The organism is Shewanella corallii (assembly GCF_023349125.1).
In the GTDB taxonomy this organism is placed as follows: Bacteria; Pseudomonadota; Gammaproteobacteria; order Enterobacterales; family Shewanellaceae; genus Shewanella; species Shewanella corallii.
In genome coordinates this window covers 264,600-288,320 of sequence record NZ_JAKIKT010000005.1, presented here as the reverse complement: position 1 = coordinate 288,320, position 23,721 = coordinate 264,600, and the positions used below count along the sequence as shown (strand labels likewise).

Annotated in this window: 21 protein-coding genes; 11 read left to right on the top strand and 10 right to left on the bottom strand. The window is 50.8% G+C overall.

Annotation, left to right across the window (positions count from 1 at the left end):
- Positions 1–76 precede the first annotated feature (76 nt).
- Positions 77–541 (bottom strand): YciI family protein, encoded by a 465-nt coding sequence (locus L2725_RS14445; protein WP_249249576.1) that lies wholly within the window; start codon positions 539–541, stop codon positions 77–79.
- 41 nt (positions 542–582) lie between these two features.
- Positions 583–2,655: an NADPH-dependent 2,4-dienoyl-CoA reductase gene (locus tag L2725_RS14440; protein ID WP_249249575.1), complete on the bottom strand. Its 2,073-nt coding sequence runs from the start codon at positions 2,653–2,655 to the stop codon at positions 583–585.
- Between the two features lie 168 nt (positions 2,656–2,823).
- On the opposite strand from L2725_RS14440, the gene sppA reads away from it, so the two are divergent.
- From sppA to L2725_RS14425, 3 genes are all read left to right on the top strand, one after another.
- Positions 2,824–4,665 carry a signal peptide peptidase SppA gene (sppA, locus tag L2725_RS14435; RefSeq protein WP_249249574.1) on the top strand — a complete coding sequence of 614 codons (1,842 nt, stop codon included), beginning with the start codon at positions 2,824–2,826 and terminating at the stop codon, positions 4,663–4,665.
- 169 nt (positions 4,666–4,834) lie between these two features.
- A complete protein-coding gene (gene ansA, locus L2725_RS14430; protein WP_248936000.1) occupies positions 4,835–5,845 on the top strand; it encodes an asparaginase in 1,011 nt (336 codons plus the stop codon).
- Positions 5,846–5,943: 98 nt separating this feature from the next.
- A complete protein-coding gene (locus L2725_RS14425; protein WP_249249573.1) occupies positions 5,944–6,159 on the top strand; it encodes a hypothetical protein in 216 nt (71 codons plus the stop codon).
- On the opposite strand, the gene L2725_RS14420 is transcribed toward L2725_RS14425, so the two are convergent.
- Positions 6,146–7,600, bottom strand: coding sequence for a coniferyl aldehyde dehydrogenase (locus L2725_RS14420; RefSeq protein ID WP_249249572.1), 1,455 nt, complete (start codon positions 7,598–7,600; stop codon positions 6,146–6,148). The genes L2725_RS14425 and L2725_RS14420 overlap by 14 nt on opposite strands.
- Positions 7,601–7,859: 259 nt before the next feature.
- Between L2725_RS14420 and L2725_RS14415 the strand changes: the two genes are divergently transcribed.
- The 6 genes from L2725_RS14415 to L2725_RS14390 all read left to right on the top strand — a co-directional run bounded on the left by L2725_RS14415 (position 7,860) and on the right by L2725_RS14390 (position 13,938).
- The gene (locus L2725_RS14415; protein ID WP_249249570.1) at positions 7,860–8,846 is read left to right on the top strand and encodes a flavin reductase family protein; all 987 of its coding nucleotides are present in this window, start codon (positions 7,860–7,862) and stop codon (positions 8,844–8,846) included.
- Positions 8,839–9,630: a fumarylacetoacetate hydrolase family protein gene (locus tag L2725_RS14410; RefSeq protein ID WP_249249569.1), complete on the top strand. Its 792-nt coding sequence runs from the start codon at positions 8,839–8,841 to the stop codon at positions 9,628–9,630. Before L2725_RS14415 ends, L2725_RS14410 begins: the two co-directional genes overlap by 8 nt.
- A gap of 27 nt (positions 9,631–9,657) precedes the next feature.
- Positions 9,658–10,554 (top strand): acetaldehyde dehydrogenase (acetylating), encoded by an 897-nt coding sequence (locus L2725_RS14405; RefSeq protein WP_249249633.1) that lies wholly within the window; start codon positions 9,658–9,660, stop codon positions 10,552–10,554.
- An 11-nt stretch (positions 10,555–10,565) separates the two neighbouring features.
- Complete coding sequence (dmpG, locus tag L2725_RS14400) at positions 10,566–11,603, top strand: 4-hydroxy-2-oxovalerate aldolase (RefSeq protein ID WP_249249568.1); 1,038 nt, start codon at positions 10,566–10,568, stop codon at positions 11,601–11,603.
- A gap of 4 nt (positions 11,604–11,607) precedes the next feature.
- A complete protein-coding gene (locus L2725_RS14395; protein WP_249249567.1) occupies positions 11,608–12,984 on the top strand; it encodes an MFS transporter in 1,377 nt (458 codons plus the stop codon).
- A 174-nt stretch (positions 12,985–13,158) separates the two neighbouring features.
- The gene (locus tag L2725_RS14390; protein ID WP_249249566.1) at positions 13,159–13,938 is read left to right on the top strand and encodes an SDR family oxidoreductase; all 780 of its coding nucleotides are present in this window, start codon (positions 13,159–13,161) and stop codon (positions 13,936–13,938) included.
- A gap of 135 nt (positions 13,939–14,073) precedes the next feature.
- On the opposite strand, the gene L2725_RS23250 is transcribed toward L2725_RS14390, so the two are convergent.
- The 7 genes from L2725_RS23250 to lrp all read right to left on the bottom strand — a co-directional run bounded on the left by L2725_RS23250 (position 14,074) and on the right by lrp (position 21,169).
- Positions 14,074–14,199, bottom strand: a complete 126-nt coding sequence (locus L2725_RS23250; protein ID WP_283106449.1) for a hypothetical protein — start codon at positions 14,197–14,199, stop codon at positions 14,074–14,076.
- A gap of 75 nt (positions 14,200–14,274) precedes the next feature.
- Positions 14,275–15,558 (bottom strand): serine--tRNA ligase, encoded by a 1,284-nt coding sequence (serS, locus tag L2725_RS14385; RefSeq protein WP_249249565.1) that lies wholly within the window; start codon positions 15,556–15,558, stop codon positions 14,275–14,277.
- Between the two features lie 18 nt (positions 15,559–15,576).
- A complete protein-coding gene (gene crcB, locus L2725_RS14380) occupies positions 15,577–15,951 on the bottom strand; it encodes a fluoride efflux transporter CrcB (RefSeq protein ID WP_115138824.1) in 375 nt (124 codons plus the stop codon).
- Complete coding sequence (locus L2725_RS14375; protein ID WP_115138823.1) at positions 15,944–17,278, bottom strand: AAA family ATPase; 1,335 nt, start codon at positions 17,276–17,278, stop codon at positions 15,944–15,946. Before L2725_RS14375 ends, crcB begins: the two co-directional genes overlap by 8 nt.
- A 3-nt stretch (positions 17,279–17,281) precedes the next feature.
- Positions 17,282–17,902, bottom strand: coding sequence for an outer membrane lipoprotein periplasmic chaperone LolA (gene lolA / locus L2725_RS14370; protein WP_249249564.1), 621 nt, complete (start codon positions 17,900–17,902; stop codon positions 17,282–17,284).
- A gap of 20 nt (positions 17,903–17,922) precedes the next feature.
- The gene (locus tag L2725_RS14365) at positions 17,923–20,475 is read right to left on the bottom strand and encodes a DNA translocase FtsK (RefSeq protein WP_249249563.1); all 2,553 of its coding nucleotides are present in this window, start codon (positions 20,473–20,475) and stop codon (positions 17,923–17,925) included.
- Between the two features lie 184 nt (positions 20,476–20,659).
- Positions 20,660–21,169 carry a leucine-responsive transcriptional regulator Lrp gene (gene lrp / locus L2725_RS14360; protein ID WP_115138820.1) on the bottom strand — a complete coding sequence of 170 codons (510 nt, stop codon included), beginning with the start codon at positions 21,167–21,169 and terminating at the stop codon, positions 20,660–20,662.
- Between the two features lie 178 nt (positions 21,170–21,347).
- Here lrp and ald point away from each other — a divergent pair, with 178 nt between their 5' ends.
- Together ald and trxB are read left to right on the top strand one after the other, a co-directional pair.
- A complete protein-coding gene (ald, locus tag L2725_RS14355; RefSeq protein ID WP_249249562.1) occupies positions 21,348–22,460 on the top strand; it encodes an alanine dehydrogenase in 1,113 nt (370 codons plus the stop codon).
- Positions 22,461–22,586: 126 nt separating this feature from the next.
- On the top strand, positions 22,587–23,537 hold the full coding sequence (trxB, locus tag L2725_RS14350; RefSeq protein ID WP_249249561.1) for a thioredoxin-disulfide reductase: 951 nt from the start codon (positions 22,587–22,589) through the stop codon (positions 23,535–23,537).
- Positions 23,538–23,721 lie beyond the last annotated feature (184 nt).

Sequence of the window (23,721 nt, the reverse complement as noted above, 5' to 3'; positions counted from 1 at the left end):
CCAATCGGTTGCCAACGGTCATTAACGAAAGGATTAAGGCTTTTGGCAGATACCCTTCGCCGGCAATTACCAAGCGTTAAATCCCCTTCTTTGCCAACTTGCTGTGCAAGTCATTCACCATCATTAGTGCTGCAGAGCCATACCAGGGCTTTAACTCCATCACCAAACTCCCGGATTGAATGGCAGGATCGCTTTGAGTAAGCTCTCGGGCGGTTTCTACATCACTGACGTTAAAGATATAAATCCCTCTGAGCTCTCCCTTATCCAGAAAGGGTCCGGCCAACACCAGCAAACCCTCATCAGCCAGGCGTTTAATATTATCAAGATGCGCCATTTGCAATGCTGCTTTCTCTGCATCTGAACCGCTACGATTAGGACCAGCTTTTAAAAATGCCACCACGTAAGGTTTCATACCGTAGGTATCCGCCCCTGTCTGTCTGGCCAGTTCGGGATCAAATTCAGCAGAGAAAGTTGGCGTTGATATAGCGGCCGACATCAGGGCAACAATGAACAGCGCAAAGAGGGAAGGTAGGGATTTCATATAAGCTCCTGCAGATATCCACCTGCAGGAGCAGATGATGATTAAATTGAGGCCGCCAGTTCAGCGCCCTGACGAATGGCTCGTTTGGCATCCAATTCTGCAGCGACATCAACGCCACCAATTAAATGTACAGGAACGCCAGTGGCCTGCAAGGCGGACTCCAGTTCGCGATTCGATTCCTGACCGGCACACAGCACCACAGTATCTACATCAAGTACTTCTGGCTTGTCGTCGACCGTGATATGCAATCCCTGCTCGTCATACTTATCGTAAGACACACCGGTTTTGGTAATAACGCCGTGCTGCTTAATCACGCTGCGATGCACCCAACCGCTGGTTTTACCAAGGCCTTTACCAATTTTGGAGGTTTTGCGTTGCAGCAGATAAACCTGCCGTGACTGGTGAGCTGTCGCAGCCTCACTGTCCTTAACCACAGCCAGGCCACCCCGGTTTTGATAGGCTGTATCCACGCCCCATTGTTTAAACCAGGCCGAGGGATTCAGGGTGCTGGACTCTGATTCACACAGGAAGTGCGCCATATCAAAGCCAATACCACCAGCACCTATCAGTGCCACTTTCTGGCCGACTTCGACTTCTCCGCGCAGTACCTGCTGATAGGTCACCACATTGGATGAGTCAAAGCCGGGGACCTTAACCATGCGGGGTACGACTCCCGTGGCCATAATAATCTCATCAAACTTCTCGTCATTGAGCAGCTCAGGAGTGAACCTGGTGTTTAGCCTTAACTCTATGCCCAAATTGGCGAACTGACGGTCAAAGTAGCGAATGGTTTCGTCAAACTCCTCTTTACCCGGAATTTTACGGGCCAGATTAAACTGTCCACCAACTTCCCCCCGGGCCTCAAACACCACCACGTTATGGCCACGCTGGGCGGCATAAACGGCAAAGGCCATACCTGCTGGCCCTGCCCCAACGACAGCCAGACGTTTGGCCTGGGTCGTGGGGGTGAAGTTAAGCTCTGTTTCGTAACAGGCTCTTGGGTTAACCAAACAGGTCGCCCGCTTGAGAGAGAAAGTATGGTCCAGACAGGCCTGATTACAGCCAATACAGGTATTAATAAGCTCGCTCTGACCCGCGGCAGCCTTATTGACCAAGTCAGCATCAGCGAGGAATGGACGCGCCATAGACACCATATCCGCCTGACCTGACGAGATAATGTTCTCAGCGACTTCCGGAGTATTGATACGGTTGGTAGCTACCAGAGGGACATTGACTTCGCTTTTTAGCTTTTCAGTCACCCAGGCAAAAGCGCCGCGGGGAACTGAGGTCACAATGGTAGGAATGCGGGCCTCATGCCAGCCGATACCTGTATTGATAATGGTGACACCGGCCCGTTCAAGCCACTTGGCCAGCTGTACCACCTCATCCCAGGTTGAGCCCTTATCCACCAGATCCAGCATGGACAAACGGAAAATGATGATAAAATCATTGCCGACTTTGGCGCGAATGCCTTTGACAATATCCAGTGCCAAACGACAGCGGTTTTCAAAACTGCCGCCCCATTCATCCGTACGCTTATTGGTACGGGAGCAGATAAACTGGTTAATCAGATAACCTTCAGAACCCATCACCTCGACACCGTCATACCCAGCTTGTTTCGCCAGGCGAGCAGCGCGAGTGTATGCCGCAATAGTGCGTTTTACCTGCCAGGATGCCATAGCCCATGGCTTAAAGGGTGTGATTGGCGCTTTAATGGCGCTGGGAGCCTGAGAGAAAGGATGGTAGCCATAGCGACCTGCATGCAGTATCTGCATACAGATTTTACCATCGGCCTCATGCACTGCATCGGTCACGATTTTGTGTTTACTCACCTGCCAGGGGAAACTCAGCTGGGAAGCATGAGGAGCCAGTCGACCACGGAAGTTTGGAGATATGCCCCCGGTAACAATCAGGCCTACGCCCCCTTCGGCTCTTTCACGATAAAAAGCGGCCAGTTTTTCAAACCCGCCCTTTTCCTCTTCGAGTCCGGTATGCATGGATCCCATCAATACCCGGTTCTTGAGTTGGGTGTAGCCTAAATCCAGAGGCGCCAACATATGAGGATAAGGAGAAGCCTGGGTTCCGGGTGTTATTTTTATCTGTTCGGCCGACATTCAAACATCCTTTTAAAACATGTGATTTAAACCAGCATAACCTGCCCCTCAAATGAGCTCAATATCTCACTGCAGACCAGTTGTTAAATTACTTTACAAATCGGGGGCGCACGGAGTGACGTTCTGAGTTAGCATATCCCTGATAGTAATGAAAAGGAGCGACCCTGGATGTCGACAAAACCTTCTGTAATCAGACGTATATTTGTAGGGCTTTGGCGTATGGTCAATGGCCTGCGCAAGTTGATATTGAATATTTTGGTATTTGGCCTGTTAGCCGCTTTTATTGTGACTTTATCCAGCGATGACAGCATCAAGGTAAAGCCTGATACCGCATTGGTGCTTGAGCTATCTGGCTCTATCGTGGATCAAAAACGTTATATCGACCCGGTCGAAGCGTTTTTCAGCCAGGGGAAAAACAACCCGGATGAACATGAAATCCTGCTCAGCGATGTGCTGGATACCATCCACAACGCCACAGAAGACAGACGAATAGAAGCTATCGTGCTCATTCTTCCGGACCTTCGCAGAGCCGGTATGAGTAAGCTGCAGGTCATAGGTGACGCCCTCAATGAGTTCAGGGCTGCCGGTAAAAAAGTACTGGCCTATGGTGATTATTATGATCAGCAGCAGTACTTTCTCGCCAGTTTCGCCGACCGGGTATACCTGAACCCTCAGGGCGGTGTGATGATCGACGGTCTGGCAAGCTATCGCATGTACTTTAAAAGTGCACTGGAGAAGCTTGATGTTCAAACCCATGTATTTCGCGTAGGTACCTATAAATCCGCTGTTGAACCTTTCCTGCGTGACGATATGTCTCCGGCCGCGAAAGAGGCAAATACGGCCTTGCTCGGCGGACTTTGGCAATCCTATGAAGATACCATCCTGGCCAATCGCAAGATAAAAGCCGACACACTGTCACTTAATGCTGATGAGTATCTGGCATATCTGGATAAAGCCAAGGGCCAGCCCGCTATGGTTGCTCTGCAGTTGGGTTGGGTCGATGCCCTGGGAACTCTGGACAGTTTCAGATCTGAGATGAAAACTCTGGTGGCTGCCGATGATGAACACCACACCTTCCGTCAGGTACATTTTGAGGATTACCTGAGCCTGATTAACCAACCCAGCCTGACAATGGCTGAAGAGAATATCGCGCTTGTGGTTGCCAAAGGTAAGATCCTGAACGGTTATCAACAGCCGGGAGAAATTGGCGGCGAAAGCACCTCTGCCCTGTTGCGTAAAGCAAGATACGATGACGACATCAAAGCGGTTGTTCTCAGAGTGGATAGCCCAGGCGGCAGTGCCTTTGCGTCAGAGCAGATCCGTCAGGAAGTACTGGCATTGCAACAGGCCAACAAACCGGTAGTTGTCAGCATGGGAAGTTATGCTGCTTCCGGTGGTTACTGGATTTCCGCCGATGCCGACTATATCTTTGCCACGCCAACTACGATCACTGGTTCCATCGGTATTTTCGGGATGATCACCACCTTTGAGAAAACCCTGGCAAACCTTGGGATCCATACCGATGGTGTTGCAACCTCTGACTGGGCGGGACTCACTGTGACCCGCTCCCTGTCACCTCAGGTTCAGGCTGTTATTCAGCGTGGTATAGAAAGAGGTTACAGCGAGTTTATTAATATCGTCGCGCAGGGCCGAAATATGAGTACCACTGACGTGGACAAGATTGCTCAGGGACGGGTTTGGACCGGTGTTAAAGCATTGGAACTTGGACTGGTAGACGAACTCGGCGACCTGCAGGCTGCGGTTGCCAAAGCTGCTGAATTCGCAGGTCTGGAACATTACGACACCAAGCTGATTGAGCAGGAGCTGTCCGCCGAACAAGCACTTATTCAGGATCTTTTTGGTGCAGCATCCGCTTACCTGCCTCAAATGCAGGCCGATAAAGGTATGCTGGCACAGATGCTGTCAAAGGCTGAACAGGAGCTTCAGATTCTCGACAGCTTTAATGACCCCAATGGCATTTACCTCTACTGCGACATCTGTAACTACTAGGTAGCTATTTGATTAAAGCCCGGCTTAGCCGGGCTTTTTTATAACAGCAGCAACAGGTACAAAACATTCATTATCTGGATCACCCTATTCCACTACCGTTGTCGCAAATATTTCAGTAAATATATCTTTCCGCTATACTTGCGCCACCGCGACTTTCCCTACAAAGCAAATGACCAAAGCTACTATCTACATCGCCTATACCGGCGGCACCATAGGTATGAAGAAAACCGATGTGGGCTTCGTGCCGGCGGCGGGGTTTCTGACTGAATGTGTTCAGTCCATGCCGGAGTTTTACCACGATGAGATGCCGGACTTCGTCATTCACGAATACAGTCCCCTTATCGATTCCTCCAATATGAAGCCCACCGACTGGCAACAGATCGCAAACGACATCAAAGCAAATTACGATAAATACGATGGCTTTGTGATCCTCCACGGTACTGACACCATGGCTTACACCGCCTCAGCGCTTTCATTTATGCTGCAGGGACTGTCCAAACCCGTTATCGTTACCGGCTCTCAAATCCCCCTGAGCCAATTACGCTCCGACGGTCAAACCAACCTGCTGAATTCGCTCTACCTGGCTGCTCATTACCCCATCGCCGAAGTTTGCCTCTACTTTAATAACAAGCTGTTTCGCGGTAACCGTTCCACCAAGGCTCACGCCGACGGTTTCGATGCCTTTGCCTCCCCTAACTTTCCCATGCTGGCTGAAGCCGGGATTAAGATCAGTCTTAAAAAAGGCGCAGTGACCCAACCTTCAAACAAACCACTTGAAGTAGCCTGTGTTCGCCCACAGCCAATCGGTGTAGTCACTCTGTATCCGGGGATCTCCACAGAGATTTTCGAGAACCTGCTTCAGCAGCCGGTAAAAGCACTCATTATTCTGACTTTTGGCGTGGGAAATGCCCCAGAAGATCCAGAACTGCTGAATACCCTGAAAGAGGCTGATGAACGAGGTATTGTGCTGGTAAACCTGACCCAGTGTTTCCAGGGACGGGTCAATATGTCCGGTTATGCAACAGGTACAGGCCTTAAGCGTAACGGCGTGATCAGCGGTGCCGATATGACCATTGAAGCAGCTTTAGCCAAATTACATTTCCTGCTGGGTAAAGATCTGCCTTCAGAAGAGATCAAACGCCTGATGCAACTCAATCTGGCCGGAGAGTTGACTGAATAAACTCTGCTGGCCCGAAAAACAAAATGGCTCCTGATTGGCAGGAGCCATTTCTGTTTCTACACTTAGTCAAAGGAGTGTTTTCAATATAAGGTCAGCTTATGGCAAAAACAGCGATTATCACCCTATCAATTGCAGTCCCCTGCATCGCGCTGTTATTGGTTGAGCTGGTGTCACTGTTTCAGTGGCAAGGAAATATTTCCCTGTTCGCCATTGAAGCCACCCGAACCGTGAGCCTGACCATACTCTTTATCGTTGCTATCGACCTGCTGCTGATGGCCTTTAACAAAAAGCGCCGGGATATCAGTCAGCAGTAACCTGAGCCGCCATCATTGCCTCAAAGCCTTCATGATACGGTGGCAACATGCCCCATTCGCCTCTGGGATCGTAATCGGGAGCCTGCAATATCGTCTTCATATGGCTGAACTCCAGAAAGCCCTCTTTACCGTGATAATGGCCTATACCTGAGGCGCCTGTGCCACCAAATGGCGCATCATGCATCGCCGCATGAGCCAACGCATCATTAACAGTCACGCCACCGCTGCAGGTATGTGTCAGTACCAGCTCTTTCTCTTGCTGATCGGTACCAAACCAATAAAGGGCCAGAGGGTTTTCCCGGTTATTGATATCCGTCAACACTTCAGATGTCTTATCGTACCCCTTGATAATGAGCAATGGACCGAATATCTCTTGCTGCATTACCGTGCAATCGGCGCCGGGCTCAATAATTAAGGTCAATGGCAGACGGCGATCATCACCTTGTACGCCTTCATGGCTCACCTTTATCCCTGCGCACTTTGCTTTGGCATCTTCAATATAAGATTGAATACGCTCCAAATGAGCCTGATTTATCACAGGAGTCAGATCAGCATTGTCGGTAATCACGGGATACAGCCCCTTAAACTGACTCAATAAGGTTTTGGTGACGACGTCCAGGCTCTCTGCAGGCACATAAAGTACGTCGGGACTGACACAGATCTGCCCACCATTGGTGCCCTTGGCAATGGCAATACGTCTGCAATAATCAACCAAATCACCGCTGCGACTGATGATCGCCGGTGACTTACCGCCCAGCTCCAGCGTCACTGGAGTCAAATTGGCCGCTGCGGCAGTCATCACCTTCTTACCCACTGCTGTCGATCCGGTAAACACCAGGTGATCAAAGCCAGCGCTTGCAAAGGCGGCTCCCACTTCTGCATCACCGTTAATCACAGCAACCAGTTCAGGGTCAACAAATTTAGCAAATAGTTCAGCCAAGACCCGGGCTGTTGCTGGCGTCACTTCTGAAGGCTTTAGCACAGCCCTGTTCCCCGCCCCCAATACACAAGCAAGTGGACTGAGCAGTGTGTACACAGGAGCATTCCAGGTTCCCATTATGCCGATAACGCCTTTAGGCTGATATTGCACCTGTGCAGTGGCACCAAGCTGATCATAGGGGGAAAATACAGGACGACTCTCGGCTTCCATCCAGGTACCCAGATTATCCCGGGTATGCTTCAGGGAAGCGAGTGCCCCCAGAATATCATTCATCAAAGAGAAGCCCCTGTGGCGGCCGCCAAAATCTGTTTCCATGGCATCTGCCAGAGAGACATGTCCCGCCACCAGCAGATCTATCACCTGTTGTATTCTGGCTTTACGCTCAGCAAGCTCAACCACAGGCTTAGCCAGCTGTGCCTGTTGTTGACGAGTGACTGTTTCAGCTATCACAGCCATCACACCGGCAGGTGCTGAATAGGAGTGAGATTGGGCCGCTGACATAATACTGCATCCTTAGTTGTTATCTTTATTCCAGTTTTCTGTATACGTCCTTCTGCAATCAATCGCATGGTCCATATGGACCAACAAACCTCACAACTCTTACTGATTCGCCAAAATCTGTTCTGCATAAATAGCTGACAGTGTTCCAAGCCAACCGGCGTTAGTCCGTATCAACGATGGAGAAGATTATAGGGCTGCGGATACTGGCAGCATTATCACGTCCGCCTCTGGATGACGGCTGAACCATGAGGAGTCTGCTATGTCGGCGACCAAACCTGATCCAAAAGCCCTGAGAAATGCGTTGGGCACCTTCACAACTGGGGTAACTATTATCACTACCCGGGCATCTGATGGCACACCTGTCGGCCTGACAGCCAATAGTTTTAACTCTGTGTCCCTCGAGCCACCTTTGGTGCTGTGGAGCCTTGCCAAAACAGCCATGAGTTTGCCGGTGTTTACAGAGGCAGAACACTGGAATGTCCACGTACTTTCTATGGACCAACAGGATCTGTCCAACCGTTTTGCCTCTAAAGGGGAAGACAAATTTAAAGACCTTGCGCTTGATCAGGGGGTAACCAGTGCACCGTTAATCGGACAGTGCAGTGCCCGCTTCCAATGTAAAACCGCCTTTGTTCATGACGGCGGCGACCACATCATCTTTATTGGTGAAGTCCTCGATTTCGATCACTCAACATTACCACCTCTGGCGTTCCAATGCGGTCAATACGCATTGACTGCCCGCAAGCCCTGGGAGGGCGTGCAGCTCAGTCAGAGCGAAGAGCCACTGGACTGTAATTACAACGAAGATCTGCTCGGATACCTGCTGGGAAGAGCCCACTTTCAAATGATGCAGGGTATGCAAAAGGAGCTGGCAAGATTTGACTTAAGTCCGGCACATTTCTTCGCTGTTTCCGTACTGGCAATTCAAGGTGGCATTGACCTGACCAGTCTTAACGCCCACATCGAATACACGGGTCAAAGTCTGGATGAAAACCAGATGGCCCAGCTGGTCCATTCCGGGCTGGTCACTTGTATTGGCGAGAAATATGCCCTGACAGATAAAGGCCATCAGGCTTCGCTTGGTCAAATCGCTCAGGCCAAAGCCATAGAAGACGACCTGGTGGATGAAATCGGCCGCGGTGATGTCACTGCGCTCAAGCTGCTGCTGAAACGTCTTATCAGACAAACGGATCCCGGCTTGCCAGATCTCTGGTCTGATGCTGTCAGAGGAGCAAAGCATGATTGACAACAAGCACAGGCATTGGGGTGAGCGACTTTTTCATGCGTTGACACACAGGCAAACCCTGCCACCACTGATCTCAGAAGATAAGTCCCTGACCATAGACGATGCCTACCAAATTTCACTGTCGACCCTGGCGTTACGGCAGGCTAACGGTGAACAGGTGATCGGTAAAAAGATAGGAGTGACCAGTAAGGCTGTGCAGCAAATGCTCAATGTTCATCAGCCGGACTTTGGCTTTCTGACAGATAGTATGCATTACCCACAAGGGTCGACTATGAGCCTCAAGCAAGCAGGCCTGATCCAGCCCAGAGCCGAGGGGGAAATTGCGTTTTGCCTGAAGCAAGATCTGGTTGGCCCGGGGATTACTGCCGAGCAGGTACTGGATGCCACTGAGTGGGTCGCGCCCTGCTTTGAAATTGTCGATTCCCGCATTCAGGACTGGTGCATCTCCATTGTCGATACCGTGGCTGATAATGCGTCCTGTGGCGTCTTTGTCATTGGCGAGCAAAGAATCGACCCACGCTCCCTGGATTTGGCTGCAGTCCAAATGAAGCTCTACCACAACAATCAGCCAGCGGGTGAAGGTGTTGGAAGCGCAGTTCAGGGACACCCAGCTCAGGCCGTCGCCTGGCTTGCCAATACGCTTGGTCAGTACGGTATCCCCTTTAAAAAAGGCGAAATTATACTTTCCGGTGCCCTGGCTCCATTAATCGATGCCAAAGCCGGCGACCACTTCTTTATGACGATTGAAGGCATGGGCGACTGCAGCGTGAGTTTCTGCGAATGACCCGCTTCACCAAGATGGATAGGAAGCATAATGAACAAAATTAAGTGTGCATTGATAGGCTCGGGAAATATCGGCACCGACCTGATGTATAAGCTGCAGCGCAGCGAGATACTGGAGCCGGTATGGATGGTGGGAATAGATCCTGATTCCGAAGGTCTGGCCCGCGCCCGGGAAGCCGGTCTTAAAACCACAGCCGAAGGCGTTGATGGGCTGCTGCCCCATATCGAAGCGGATGATATTCGTATCGCGTTCGATGCCACCTCGGCCTATGTGCATGCAGACAACTCGCGTAAAGTTAATGAGCTTGGCGTGTTGATGATTGACCTGACACCGGCGGCAATTGGTCCCTATTGTGTCCCTCCTGTCAATCTGGATGGACTAAAGCCAGGCACCATGAACGTGAATATGGTGACCTGTGGCGGCCAGGCCACCATACCTATGGTTGCCGCGGTATCCAGAGTACAGGCTGTGGAATATGCAGAGATTGTCGCTACTGTGTCGTCCAAATCTGTAGGCCCGGGGACACGTCAGAATATCGATGAGTTTACCCGAACCACTGCAGGTGCCGTAGAGCAAGTGGGCGGTGCAGACAAGGGCAAGGCCATTATCGTGATTAACCCTGCCGAGCCACCGCTGCTTATGCGTGACACCATTCACTGCTTGACCGAAGACACCCCTGATCAGCAAGCCATTACCGAGTCGATTCACGCCATGATCGCCGAAGTGCAGCGTTATGTACCCGGCTACAAGCTGAAGAATGGTCCGGTATTCGATGGCCGAAAAGTGTCAGTGTTTCTGGAAGTCAAAGGTTTGGGTGACTACCTGCCCACCTATGCGGGCAATCTGGACATTATGACGGCATCAGCCGCACGCACCGCCGAAATGCTGGCGGATACCATGTTGGGATCATCTACTCAGGGATAAGGAAAAGACTCATGGATTTGAAAGGAAGAACAGTCAAACTGCATGATATGTCCCTGCGTGATGGCATGCATGCAAAACGACATCAGATCAGCCTTAAAGAGATGGTCGACATCGCAACGGGTCTGGACAAAGCCGGTGTCCCCTTGATTGAAGTGACCCATGGCGACGGTCTGGGTGGTGCATCACTGAATTATGGCTTCCCCGCCCATAGCGATGAAGAGTATCTGAGTGCGGTCATTCCACAGATGACCCAGGCAAAAATTTCTGCACTGTTGTTGCCGGGAATAGGCACAGTGGACCATCTGCGTATGGCACATGATCTGGGCGTAAATACAATTCGGGTCGCTACCCACTGCACCGAAGCCGATGTTTCAGGCCAACATATTGGCCTTGCCCGAGAGCTTGGCATGGACACTGTGGGTTTTCTGATGATGGCCCATATGATCACGCCAGAAAAACTGCTGGAACAGGCTAAGTTGATGGAATCCTATGGTGCTAATTGCATCTACTGCACAGATTCTGCTGGCTATATGTTGCCTCAGGACGTCACTGACCGTATCTCGCTGCTTCGACAGCACCTCAAACCGGACACAGAGATAGGTTTCCATGGTCACCATAATCTTGGTATGAGTATCCCCAACTCTCTGGCTGCAATGGCAGCAGGGGCAAACCGTATCGACGGGTCTGTAGCGGGATTGGGCGCAGGAGCGGGTAATACACCGCTGGAAGTGTTTGTGGCTGTGCTTGAGCGTATGCAGGTTAACCATGGCATAGATCTTTACGGCATTATGGATGTGGCTGAAGATCTGGTTGTGCCCATGATGGAGCAGCCTATCCGTATCGACCGTGATGCTCTGACTCTGGGATATGCCGGCGTCTATTCCTCATTCTTGCTGTTTGCCCAACGCGCAGAGAAGAAATACGGGGTACCGGCAAGGGATATCCTGCTTGAACTTGGTCGTCGGGGGACTGTCGGAGGTCAGGAAGATATGATTGACGATACAGCAATGACTATGGCACGGGAACGTCAACAAGTCAGTCAGAGCTGACCCGGTGAATAACATCAGGGCTTTTGTGAAGCAGCATGGACTGCTGCTTCTGCTGACCGCTGTTTATATCCAAATGTTTACCGGCAGGCAGATCCTGGCAGTAATGATTGAACCGATAAAGCAGGAGTTCAACGCATCAGATGCGCAAATGGGAGTCGTCACCGGCCTGGCCTTTGCGCTGGTGTTCGCCCTGCTGTGCCTCCCCGCAGGAAGAGTGGCAGATAGAGTCAACCGCACTCACCTGCTGGCATTCTGTACCTTTGTTTGGACTGTTACCACCTGGTTAGGAGCAAGAGTCGAGGCGCTCTGGGTGCTTATTGGGCTGCGAATGTTGGTTGCCGTGGCAGAGGTTCCGGTCGCATCCGCATCCATTTCTCTGATCTCAGATGTATATCCAATAAATCGACGTGCCTTTGCCATCAGTATTTTCTCATCAGCAGCAACATTTTCAGCCATCCTCGCCCTCAGTCTTGGTGCTTATATAGTGAACCTGATAGGTTGGCGCGACAGTTTTGCACTGGTGGCATTGCCTGTCTTACCCCTGGCATTGTCGCTCTGGTTGATAAGGGAGCCTGAACGTCACCAGTCAACTCGTTCACCAAATACTCATCATCGCGGTGAAAGTTTGCTTAAAGGTATTTGGCCCGCAGTGATTACACTCTGGCAGGATAAACGGATACGCCTGCTTATTCTCGCTGCTGCCCTGGGTACCCTGGGTTCTAACGCCTATGCTATGTGGAACGCTTCTTTTCTGGTACGCAGTCACAGTATGAGCCTGCAAAATGCAGGACTCCTTGCTGGCACCATTGCCGGAGGCGCATCTGCTACCGGCATGCTGCTAAGTGGCTATCTGGCAGACAAACAACATGGCCAAAAGAGCCCTTTGGATTTGGCCATCAAAGGTCACCTGCTCGGTCTGTTGGCGCTATTAATTTACTTACTGTTCCCCAGCGAATACTACCTGCAACTGGGTGATGTTCGACTTCCCCTTGCCATGTTGCCATGTGCCCTGGCGGGTTTCTTCTCAGTATTCTGGGTCGGTCCCAGTATGGCGGTACTGACTGAATGGGTTGCGCCATCAATCCGGGGAATCGCAGTGTCGCTGCAAACCCTTTTGGTTACTCTACTGGGGTTTGGAGTCGGTCCGGTCGTTGCAGGCGCAATCAGCGATATACTGACGCCCTGGTTTGGCAGTGACTCTCTGCGTATGGCGATATTAATCAGCAACATCAGTGTACTGGGCTCTGTTATCCTGCTGGTGCGTCTTAAGCGTCATTCCGTGACATCAGATAAACACTCATCACAGCAGGAGGCAAACGAGCATCAGGGGTTTACCGAAACTGACACCACTGAATATCAAGGCTCGACCAGTTCCCGTTGAACGTTATCGCAGTAAGGCCACAGAGGCTCAGTTTCCAGAAGGTTTAGGATAAGGTTAGGGTTAAGCCGGACAAACGTTCAGATTAAAAAGCAAGGAAAGCTAGTCTCGCCGGACGAGGACAAACATTGCCTACCGGTGTCGAATAACAAAAACAAGGACAAACAGGAGTCACGAATGTCAGTTATTGCAGTTACCGGCAGCGCTTCCGGGATTGGTGCAGCAGTATGTGAGCTTTTGGCCAACCAGGGCCATACTATTATCGGCATTGACCGCCAAACCGATGAAAAATTCACTCAGGTCAGTACTGACCTGTCCTCACCTCAGGGGCGTAATGCCGCCATCGAACATGTTAAAGCGCTGGCGAAAGGACAGTTGTCCGGACTGGTATGCTGCGCAGGTGTTGGCGTTACAGCGCCTGACGCCGCACTTATTACATCGGTCAATTTCTTTGGTGTCACCGAACTGGTAGAGGGGTTGAAGTCAGATCTCTATCAAAATGATAATCCTGCAGTGGTTGTCATAGGTTCGGTTGCAGCAACCGCGCAATTGGCAGGTCCACACGCTATGGTTGATGCCATGCTGGGTGGTGATGAAACTCAAACCCGCCAGTTGGCTCAGAGTGCCAATGCGCCTCAAATCAGCTACGCAGCCTCCAAGTACGCTGTCACCTGCTGGGCCCGCCAGCAAGCGGCAGCAGAAGGCAATAAAGGGCTGCGCATCAACGTTGTGGCTCCGGGTGCAGTGGAGACTCCACTGCATCAGGCCTCAAAAGAAGACCCACGATTTGGCGAAGCAGTAAAGAAATTTGTTGCACCTGTGGGACGTGCAGGTCAGCCCGCTGAAATTGCCGCTACAGTAGGTTTTTTAATATCTGAGCAGGCTTCCTTTATTACAGGCAGTGTGCTGTTCGTCGATGGCGGCATGGATGCCATGGTCAGAGCCAAATACTTCTGAACTGCCGGTAAGGAGTTTCAGAGACAATCCAAACGGCAAGCTTATTGAATGTTGATCAGCGTTCTGGTCACTGACAGCCAAATACAAAAAGCCCCGCGATGCGGGGCTTTTTCATTAAGCGAGTTGAGTTATCGGTTATTTGCCGACATTTTCCATAATCAGCACTATGGCTTCCCCAAAGGTCGCAAACATGATGCCGACAAAGACGGCAATCACTGCAACATAGGACAGCCAGCGCAAGTATAAAATACTGCTATCCATATCGAACTGACCAAATCCCTAAATAACGCTGTTACTGCTTAGTTTTAGTTTTTATAGCTGGCTGGAAACCGGCTGTTAACCCAGCTTTTCCAGACCGCCCATGTATGGACGCAGCGCTTCTGGTACTGTAATGGTACCGTCCGCGTTCTGATAGTTTTCCAGAATCGCTACCAGAGTACGTCCCACTGCCAGACCAGAACCGTTCAGAGTGTGCAACAAGACTGGCTTGTTATCACCACCACGGTAACGGGCTTGCATACGACGCGCCTGGAAGTCCTGCATATTGCTGCAAGAGGAGATTTCACGGTAAGTGTTCTGCGCTGGCAGCCATACTTCCAGATCATAGGTTTTAGCGGAACCAAACCCCATGTCGCCAGTACACAATACCATTGTGCGATACGGTAAGCCCAGCTTTTGCAAGATTTTTTCAGCGTGGCCTGTCAGCTCTTCCAGGGCATTTATGGAGTCTTCCGGCTTCACAATCTGCACCATTTCCACCTTGTCGAACTGATGCTGGCGGATCAGACCACGGGTGTCTTTACCGTAAGAACCAGCCTCAGAGCGGAAGCAAGGCGTGTGAGCAGTCAGCTTGATTGGCAGCTCAGCTTCATCAACGATAGTGTCACGAACCAGATTGGTCAGTGGCACTTCCGCAGTTGGGATCAAGCTCAGGCCCTGGCCTTCTTCAGTCGCTGGCTTGGTGTGGAACAGATCTTCACCAAACTTTGGCAACTGACCTGTACCCAGTAAGCTGTCTGCATTAACCAGATAAGGAACGTAGGCTTCGGTATAACCGTGCTCAAGAGTGTGAGTATCCAGCATGAAAGCTGCCAGAGCACGATGCATACGGGCAATCTGCCCCTTCATCACGATAAAGCGTGAGCCGGTGATTTTAACCGCACTCTTGAAGTCCAGGCCCTGCAGACCTTCGCCCAGATCAACGTGATCTTTTACTTCGAAGTCAAAGCTGCGAGGCTCACCCCAGCTGCGAACAACAACGTTTTCGTTTTCATCGGCACCAACAGGTACTGACTCGTCCGGCAGGTTAGGCGTTGTCATTGCGATACCGGAAATTTCACTCAGCAGATCCGCCAACTCTTGCTTTTTGGCATCCAACTGAGAACCCAGATCACCGACCTGAGCCATGATTGGAGCAACATCTTCACCACGGGCCTTGGCCTGACCGATGGACTTGGAGATGGAGTTACGCTTGGCCTGCAGTTCTTCGGTTTCAACTTGCAGGGACTTACGCTTCTCTTCCAGTTTCTGGATACGGTCAACGTCAAGGATGAAGCCGCGGGTCGCCAGGCGTTCCGCTGTCACTTCCAGTTCAGTGCGCAAAAATTTTGGATCTAACATGTCTTATTTTCTTAATAGTTAAACGCGAGAAAAGACCAGTTGCTGGCCCATATATACTACAGCTAGGCAGATAGTCAGGTTCAGCACCACATTAAGGCCGGCTTTCAGCCATTCGCCGTCCTGCATTAATAACAGGGTTTCATTGGAAAAGGTGGAAAACGTTGTCAATGCGCCCAGCAAACCAACACCTATCATGGCCTTGAGTTCCGGACTGACATGACTCACCTGCCCCAATGCATAAATGACTCCCATAACAAAGGAGCCCAATACGTTAACCAGCAGTGTACCAAAAGGAAATCCGGTGCCAAATACCTGGATCATAAATATTGATATCAAATAACGGCATACGGCTCCAATGGCTCCGCCCATGGCGACAAACAAAATGTTAGTCATCATAACGCTTGTTCTCACTGATAGAATCGAGCTGTACCAGCTGAGCCAACTTATCTTTAATCCGTTTTTCAAATCCCCGCTCGGTGGGGAAGTAGAAACGACTGTCCTTCAGTGGCTCAGGGAAATAGTTTTCGCCCATAGCATAGGCATTTGGCTCGTCGTGAGCATAGCGATATCCGTCGCCGAATCCTATGTCCTTCATCAGTCCAGTGGGTGCGTTGCGCAGATGCATAGGCACCCCCTGATTTCCTGTCTCCCGTGCGAGTGCTCTCGCCGCTTTAAAGGCAGTGTATACGGCATTACTTTTGGGAGCACTTGCCAGGTAAATCACCGCCTGTGCAATGGCCCGTTCACCCTCTGCTGGCCCTACCCGATGAAAACACTCCCAGGCATTGATCGCGACTGTCATGGCCTGAGGATCGGCGTTACCTATATCTTCCGAAGCGATGGCCAACAAGCGACGGGCAACATATAAAGGATCGCCACCACCTTCGAGAATACGACAATACCAATACAAAGCGGCATCAGGCGCAGAACCTCGGATGGATTTATGTACTGCAGAGATCAGGTCGTAATAGAGATCGCCGTTCTTGTCGTAGCCAGCAAGCTGGACCCCGGCTACCTGAGTCAGCATATCCAGAGTGAAGGTGCCACCATCGGCTACCATATCACTCATCAGCTCAAGCAGATTAAGGGACTTACGCCCATCACCATCACAGGTCTGGGCGAGCTGCTCCAACACCTCGTCAGGCATGTTCAACTGACGTTTGCCCAGGCCACGCTCGTCATCATTGAGCGCCTGAGTCACCATCAGCTTAATCTCATCAGGAGTCAGCTTCTTGATCAGGTAGACCCGGGCACGGGATAGCAAAGCATTATTGATTTCGAACGATGGGTTTTCTGTAGTGGCTCCAATAAAGATCACTGTGCCATCTTCAATAAAAGGCAGAAACGCATCCTGCTGACTTTTATTAAATCTATGGACCTCATCCACAAACAACAGCGTACGCTGACCACGGGCCTGGGCGACAGCTTTGGCCTGTTCAATCGCTGCACGTATCTCTTTTACCCCTGAAGTCACGGCCGAGATACGTTCAACGTGGGCATTGGCGTAGTGGGCTACCAATTCGGCCAGGGTGGTTTTACCCGTACCTGGTGGCCCCCAGAACAACATGGAGTGGGCTCGTCCTGCCTCCAGCGCCTTACGCAGCGGCTGGCCGTCACCCAACAGATGCGCCTGACCAATATATTCCGACATCTCTCTGGGACGCATACGCGCCGCCAACGGCCGGAAATCAGGCGCAAAATCAAAACTCATACTGGTCACACATTATTCTCCGGTACGCTGGTCGTCGATGTCGACGTTCTCCGGTACCGTAAACTTGAACAAGGTGTCATCCCTGGCGTCCAGCGCTCTTTGTCCCCTGAGCTTAAATAGGCTGTTATTGCCCTGACTGTCCAGAATACTGAATTGAGACAGGGTGTCACCCTTGAAACAAACATCTACGCCAACCACCTGACTGTCCAGGCTCTTGGGCTTGATTTGGTAGCAGTCACCGGCTTTGGTCACCCCATAGTCCTGCCAGACCTTATCATCTTGCTGAACCAAAAGCGCAATCGGCGATGCGGCAATCACTTCATCTATGCCCAGTACTGTGACCTCTTCCGCGAAGGGGTTATAAATCCATACATCCTTGCCATCAGCCACTATCATGGACTCGTCAGGCGACGTTAAGTGCCAGTACAAACGATTGGGCGAGGCCAATGCAATGACGCCCTGCCCCTGCTGTATCTGTTTGTCATTCACGTCTGTGACGGTTTGCTGGAAATCCGCACTCATGCCATCGAGTTGACCCAGCTTTTGCTTCAATGAAGCGGCATCATCCGCCATGGCACCGGCACTGAATGCCAAGGCCATAGCTACCAAGGAAAAACTGACGCGCTTTTTCATATCCTGTTTCACCTGCAATGTTATTTTGGTGGAGGTGGAGCCAGTACTTCACGGTTACCGTTATGGCCCTGACTACTGACAACACCCTGCATTTCCATCTGCTCAATAATCCGGGCAGCCCGGTTATAACCAATCTTAAATTTACGCTGCACGCTGGAAATTGATCCACGGCGGGTTTCTGTTACAAAGGCAACCGCTTCATCGTACAGAGCATCCAATTCTTCATCGCCTTCGGCAGCTTCACCCGGCAGCAATACCTGCTCGCCCTCACTGGCACCCTGCAAAATCTCATCAATGTACTGAGGTTTGCCACGTGCGTGCCAGTCGGCCACAACCGCATGCACTTCATGGTCATCCACAAAAGCACCATGAACCCGCACAGGAACGCTGGTACCCGGAGGCAGATACAGCATGTCACCCATGCCCAACAGGGTTTCTGCGCCTTGCTGATCCAAAATGGTTCTGGAGTCAATTTTCGACGATACCTGGAACGCCATACGAGTTGGAATGTTGGCCTTAATAAGACCAGTGATCACATCCACCGAAGGGCGCTGGGTCGCCAGCACAAGGTGTATCCCCGCGGCACGGGCCTTTTGCGCAATACGGGCGATAAGCTCTTCAACCTTCTTGCCGACAATCATCATCATGTCAGCAAACTCGTCCACCACCACAACGATAGATGGCAGTTTCTCAAGCTCAGGCGCTTCTGGCTCCATGGAATCAGAAGATTTCCAAAGTGGGTCCATAATGGGCTCACCTTTGGCTTTAGCATCGGCAATCTTGGCGTTATAGCCTTTCAAATTACGGACACCTACCGCAGACATCAGCTTGTAGCGACGCTCCATCTCACCAACACACCAGCGCAGTGCATTGGCCGCTTCTTTCATATCGGTCACAACTTCACACAACAGATGTGGGATGCCTTCATACACAGACAGTTCCAACATCTTGGGGTCGATCATGATAAAGCGAACATCATCAGGCGTGGACTTATACAGCAAACTGGTGATCATGACGTTCACACCAACGGACTTACCAGAGCCTGTGGTACCCGCTACCAGCAAGTGGGGCATTTTACCCAGATCTACGACAACCGGTTCACCGGCGATATCAGCTCCAAGCACCATGGTCAGGTTTGACTCGCTGCTGGTGAACTTTTCACAGTCCAGTACATCCCGCATAAACACGGTTTCGCGGAATTTATTGGGGATTTCCAGGCCCACATAGGCCTTGCCCGGGATCACCTCTACTACGCGAACACTCTCAGCCAACAAAGAACGGGCCAAATCGCGGGACAGGTTGGTAATCTTGGATGCTTTCACACCAGGCGCCAGTTCAAGCTCAAAACGGGTGACTACAGGGCCTGGGAATACCCCCACAACATTTGCGACAACATTAAAGTCCGCCAATTTGGCTTCTACCAGTCGTGCCACCTGATCCAGCTCTTCCTGGCTGATAGGATTATGTTTGCGGTTTGGCACATCCAACAGACTGATATCCGGCAGCGGCGTGGTTGGCTTAGGAGGGACAATGTCCTGTCCCGGAATGGTAATGATGCCATCAACCACTTTTGCTTTGCTGGCATCCAGGCGTGCTTTGGCGTTGACGCCACCCACAGAATTTTTGCTGTCGAAGTCGATCACTTCAGCAGACTTAGGCTCCTCCCAGGGTGGAGTTTCGGTTTCTTCGTCCACAACAGCAGCAAGTTTAGGCTCGACACGGGCGTTAACAACTTCAGCTTCTGCTTCGACCTCTACCAGTTCAGGCTCTTCGCGTTTTTTCTTCAGCATGCCGGAGAATCTTGATACCAGACCACTGGCCTGAGAATCGGCCTCAAGCCCATCGTGCTCGGGCTTCTCATCAAGTTCATCTTCATGAGGCTGGTCTACCCCGCCCCTTCTCTCGCGGAACTTATCCACCAGAGACATGAAGCCCCGGGTATCTTCTGTTTCTGAGGTATCCTGTTTGAGACGCTCTGGCAGATGGTACAACCAAAGCACTGACTTAATACACACCATGCCGGTCACTTCCACCAACACCAGCATGGACACGCCGGTAAACAGGGTAAAGCCAGCACAGACAAAGGACAACAACAGCAAAGTCGTCCCCAGTGTATTAAAATAGGGCAACATGGCGTCGGCAATAACATCACCGGCAACGCCACCGGCAGAGAACTCATAAATATCGTTGGCATTCATACTGGCCAGCGTAGCCAGACTCAATACCATCAGAATAAAGCCGACCAACCGTAAACCGACAGAAAAGTAATCTATTTCCAACAATTTATGGGTTCGTTTGAAAAGCAACCAGCCGGTAAAGGCCACCACGAATGGAATTAAATAGGCGGTATACCCAAAGAAATAAAACAGCACGTCGGCGAGCCACGCCCCGACAGCACCTGTAAGGTTATGGATTTCACCTTGATAACTGGTTTGGCTCCAGCCCGGATCGGCCGGATGAAAGCTGCTTAACGCCAGCAAAATAAAAGTCGCCAGCATACAGGTGATTAATAAGCCGCCTTCCTGCAGCCGTTGTAATCCGGTAAGCGTATTAACGCGAGTTCCCTGAGACAAGCCAAGCATTCCGTAAAAATCGATACAATTGGCTTTAAGATATCAGAAACTCCATGAATATGCAGCGAATCCCCCTTTGATGGGCGATTTCTAATGCAGAAGATGAAATGCTGTAAAGAAATTGATGCAGGGTAAAAACTGTCTGTAAAACAAAAGGGCCCGCAGGCCCTTTATCGTTTCGAAATTATGCTTCTTTCGCAGCAAGAGGCTGAATCGCCACTCGACTGGTTTGCTTAACTTCTTCCATCACTACGTAAGTGCGGGTATCAGAAACCGCTGGCAATTTCAGCAGGGTCTCACCCAACAAACGGCGATAGGCAGACATATCAGATACGCGTGTTTTCAACAGATAGTCGAAATCGCCGGATACCAGGTGGCATTCCTGAATGTCGTCCAGCAGTTGTACAGCGCGATTGAATTTGTCAAACACCTCAGGGGTGTCACGGTTCAGGGTAATCTCAACAAAGACCAGCAGAGAAGCACCGAGGAAGTGCGGGTTAACCAGGGCTGTGTAGCCGTTGATATAACCTTGTTTCTCTAAACGCTTCACTCTTTCCAAACATGGAGTTGGACTCAGACCAACCCGCTTTGACAGTTCTACGTTGGAGATACGACCATCAATTTGTAGTTCGTTAAGAATGTTGCGATCTATCCGATCTAAGTCTTTTACAGGACTCTTTTTATTATATGGCATAGTATTAACCTTGTTTTAGGGTTAAAACGATATTTTATATTGTGTATGTCGAATGTTCAGCAGCATTAACTGCTAACTCGATACTATACTAGAAACCCCTGAAAGAATCACCTTCAGGAAGCATAAAATAACAAATATACCTATGAAAAATGGGTTTTTTATCAGAAGAGGCTCAAAGATGATTATTGGTGTACCCAAGGAAATTAAGAACCACGAATACCGTGTAGGCATGGTGCCAGCCAGTGTTCGCGAGCTCACCTTAAAGGGGCATAATGTCTTGGTAGAGACCCAGGCAGGGATGGGAATCGGATTTACAGATCAGGATTACATCGACGCCGGTGCCGAGATACTTCAAACCGCCAAAGCAGTGTTCGATGCTGCTGATATGATCGTTAAAGTGAAAGAGCCCCAGGCAGTTGAGCGCGCCATGCTCAAACAAGACCAAATTCTCTTTACTTACCTCCACCTTGCTCCAGACCTCCCACAAACAGAAGAACTTATCGCCTCCGGCGCGGTATGTATCGCCTATGAAACAGTAACCGATGACCGTGGAGGCCTGCCATTGCTGGCACCTATGTCTGAAGTTGCCGGCCGTATGTCTATTCAGGCCGGTGCCATGGCACTGGAAAAATCCAAAGGCGGCAGCGGCATGTTGCTTGGTGGCGTACCCGGTGTTGAGCCTGCTAAAGTTGTGATTATCGGCGGCGGCATGGTCGGTACCAATGCCGCACAAATGGCTGTAGGTATGGGCGCAGATGTGGTTGTACTGGACCGCAGCGTTGATGCCCTGCGTCGTTTGAATGTTCAGTTTGGCTCCAGCGTAAAGGCTATCTACTCTACGGCCGATGCCATTGAGCGTCACGTAATGGAAGCAGATCTGGTTGTTGGTGGTGTACTGATCCCTGGCGCTGCAGCGCCCAAGCTGGTAACCGCCGATATGATCTCTCGCATGAAGCCAGGCAGCGCCATCGTAGATGTTGCGATTGATCAGGGCGGTTGTATTGAAACCTCCAAGGCAACGACTCACCAGGAGCCGACTTATATCGTCGATGATGTTGTCCACTATTGTGTAGCCAACATGCCAGGCGCGGTAGCCCGCACCTCAACCTTTGCGTTAAACAACGTTACCCTGCCCTACATCATCAGACTGGCGGAGAAAGGTTATAAGCAGGCACTGCTTGCTGACAAGCACCTGTTGAATGGCCTGAACGTGATGCATGGAAAGATTACCTGTAAAGAGGTCGCTGAGACACATAACATGGCCTTTGTAGATCCAACTAACCTGCTGTAAAGTTTGGTTTAAGAATCAAGGGAGCTGCGGCTCCCTTTTTCGATTGAAGCAATCGGGGAGTTAGCTTTACCCCGGGTGCTAAATTCCCTACAATCGGCGCAATTTATTTAAGGCACGGAGATAACAATGAGCCAAGCCAGACATTGCAAACTTTTGATTTTAGGTTCAGGTCCTGCGGGATACACAGCAGCCGTTTATGCTGCGCGTGCCAACCTCAACCCAGTGATGATCACAGGTATGCAGCAAGGTGGTCAGTTGACCACGACTACCGAAGTAGAAAACTGGCCAGGTGATCCGGATGATCTGACAGGTCCGGGTCTGATGGAGCGTATGCAAAAACATGCCGAGAAATTCAATACAGAGATCCTGTTTGACCATATCCACAAAGTCGATTTCAGCACTCGCCCACTGCGTCTGTTTGGCGACAATGGCGAATACACTTGTGATTCTCTGATCATCGCTACCGGCGCATCAGCCAAGTACCTGGGCCTGCCTTCTGAAGAAGAGTTTAAAGGTCGTGGTGTATCCGCCTGTGCAACCTGTGATGGTTTCTTCTACCGCAACCAGAAAGTTGCCGTTATCGGTGGTGGTAACACTGCTGTTGAAGAAGCACTGTACCTGAGCAATATCGCTTCAGAGGTTCACGTAATCCACCGTCGCGACAGCTTCCGCTCAGAGAAAATTCTGGCGGACCGTCTGCTGGATAAAGCGGAAAATGGTAACGTTGTACTGCACCTGGACCGCACTCTGGAAGAAGTGGTTGGCGATCAGATGGGTGTAACCGGCGTAAAAATCCGCTCTACCAAAGATGACAGCATTGAAGATCTGGAAGTCGCTGGTGTGTTCGTAGCCATCGGCCACAGCCCTAATACCGGTATCTTCGAGGGTCAGCTGGAAATGAACAACGGCTACCTGAAAGTGCAAAGTGGTCTTGAAGGTAACGCCACACAAACCAGTATCGAAGGTATCTTCGCTGCCGGTGATGTAATGGACCACATCTATCGCCAGGCAATTACGTCTGCCGGTACAGGTTGTATGGCGGCTCTGGACGCTGAACGCTTCCTGGATGCCCAGTAACCTGCAAAAGAGACAACAAAAGGCAGCCTCCGGGCTGCTTTTTTATTTGTTAAATTTGCCAAGTCTTCGCTCCTCCCCCTCCCCTCTATCAATCGGAGAGTAGGCATCCTGGCAAGGATAATGAGCTAAGGCAGAGAATCTGCTCAGATAATATCGCCACTCAATTACAGCAAGCGAAGCGCCT

Excerpts from the sequence above, each read along its gene's own strand:
- L2725_RS14445 (WP_249249576.1), bottom strand. The coding sequence starts at position 541 with ATGAAATCCCTACCTTCCCTCTTTGCGCTGTTCATTGTTGCCCTGATG.
- L2725_RS14440 (WP_249249575.1), bottom strand. The coding sequence starts at position 2,655 with ATGTCGGCCGAACAGATAAAAATAACACCCGGAACCCAGGCTTCTCCT.
- sppA (WP_249249574.1), top strand. The coding sequence starts at position 2,824 with ATGTCGACAAAACCTTCTGTAATCAGACGTATATTTGTAGGGCTTTGG.
- ansA (WP_248936000.1), top strand. The coding sequence starts at position 4,835 with ATGACCAAAGCTACTATCTACATCGCCTATACCGGCGGCACCATAGGT.
- L2725_RS14425 (WP_249249573.1), top strand. The coding sequence starts at position 5,944 with ATGGCAAAAACAGCGATTATCACCCTATCAATTGCAGTCCCCTGCATC.
- L2725_RS14420 (WP_249249572.1), bottom strand. The coding sequence starts at position 7,600 with ATGTCAGCGGCCCAATCTCACTCCTATTCAGCACCTGCCGGTGTGATG.
- L2725_RS14415 (WP_249249570.1), top strand. The coding sequence starts at position 7,860 with ATGTCGGCGACCAAACCTGATCCAAAAGCCCTGAGAAATGCGTTGGGC.
- L2725_RS14410 (WP_249249569.1), top strand. The coding sequence starts at position 8,839 with ATGATTGACAACAAGCACAGGCATTGGGGTGAGCGACTTTTTCATGCG.
- dmpG (WP_249249568.1), top strand. The coding sequence starts at position 10,566 with ATGGATTTGAAAGGAAGAACAGTCAAACTGCATGATATGTCCCTGCGT.
- L2725_RS14390 (WP_249249566.1), top strand. The coding sequence starts at position 13,159 with ATGTCAGTTATTGCAGTTACCGGCAGCGCTTCCGGGATTGGTGCAGCA.
- L2725_RS23250 (WP_283106449.1), bottom strand. The coding sequence starts at position 14,199 with ATGGATAGCAGTATTTTATACTTGCGCTGGCTGTCCTATGTTGCAGTG.
- serS (WP_249249565.1), bottom strand. The coding sequence starts at position 15,558 with ATGTTAGATCCAAAATTTTTGCGCACTGAACTGGAAGTGACAGCGGAA.
- crcB (WP_115138824.1), bottom strand. The coding sequence starts at position 15,951 with ATGACTAACATTTTGTTTGTCGCCATGGGCGGAGCCATTGGAGCCGTA.
- lolA (WP_249249564.1), bottom strand. The coding sequence starts at position 17,902 with ATGAAAAAGCGCGTCAGTTTTTCCTTGGTAGCTATGGCCTTGGCATTC.
- lrp (WP_115138820.1), bottom strand. The coding sequence starts at position 21,169 with ATGCCATATAATAAAAAGAGTCCTGTAAAAGACTTAGATCGGATAGAT.
- ald (WP_249249562.1), top strand. The coding sequence starts at position 21,348 with ATGATTATTGGTGTACCCAAGGAAATTAAGAACCACGAATACCGTGTA.
- trxB (WP_249249561.1), top strand. The coding sequence starts at position 22,587 with ATGAGCCAAGCCAGACATTGCAAACTTTTGATTTTAGGTTCAGGTCCT.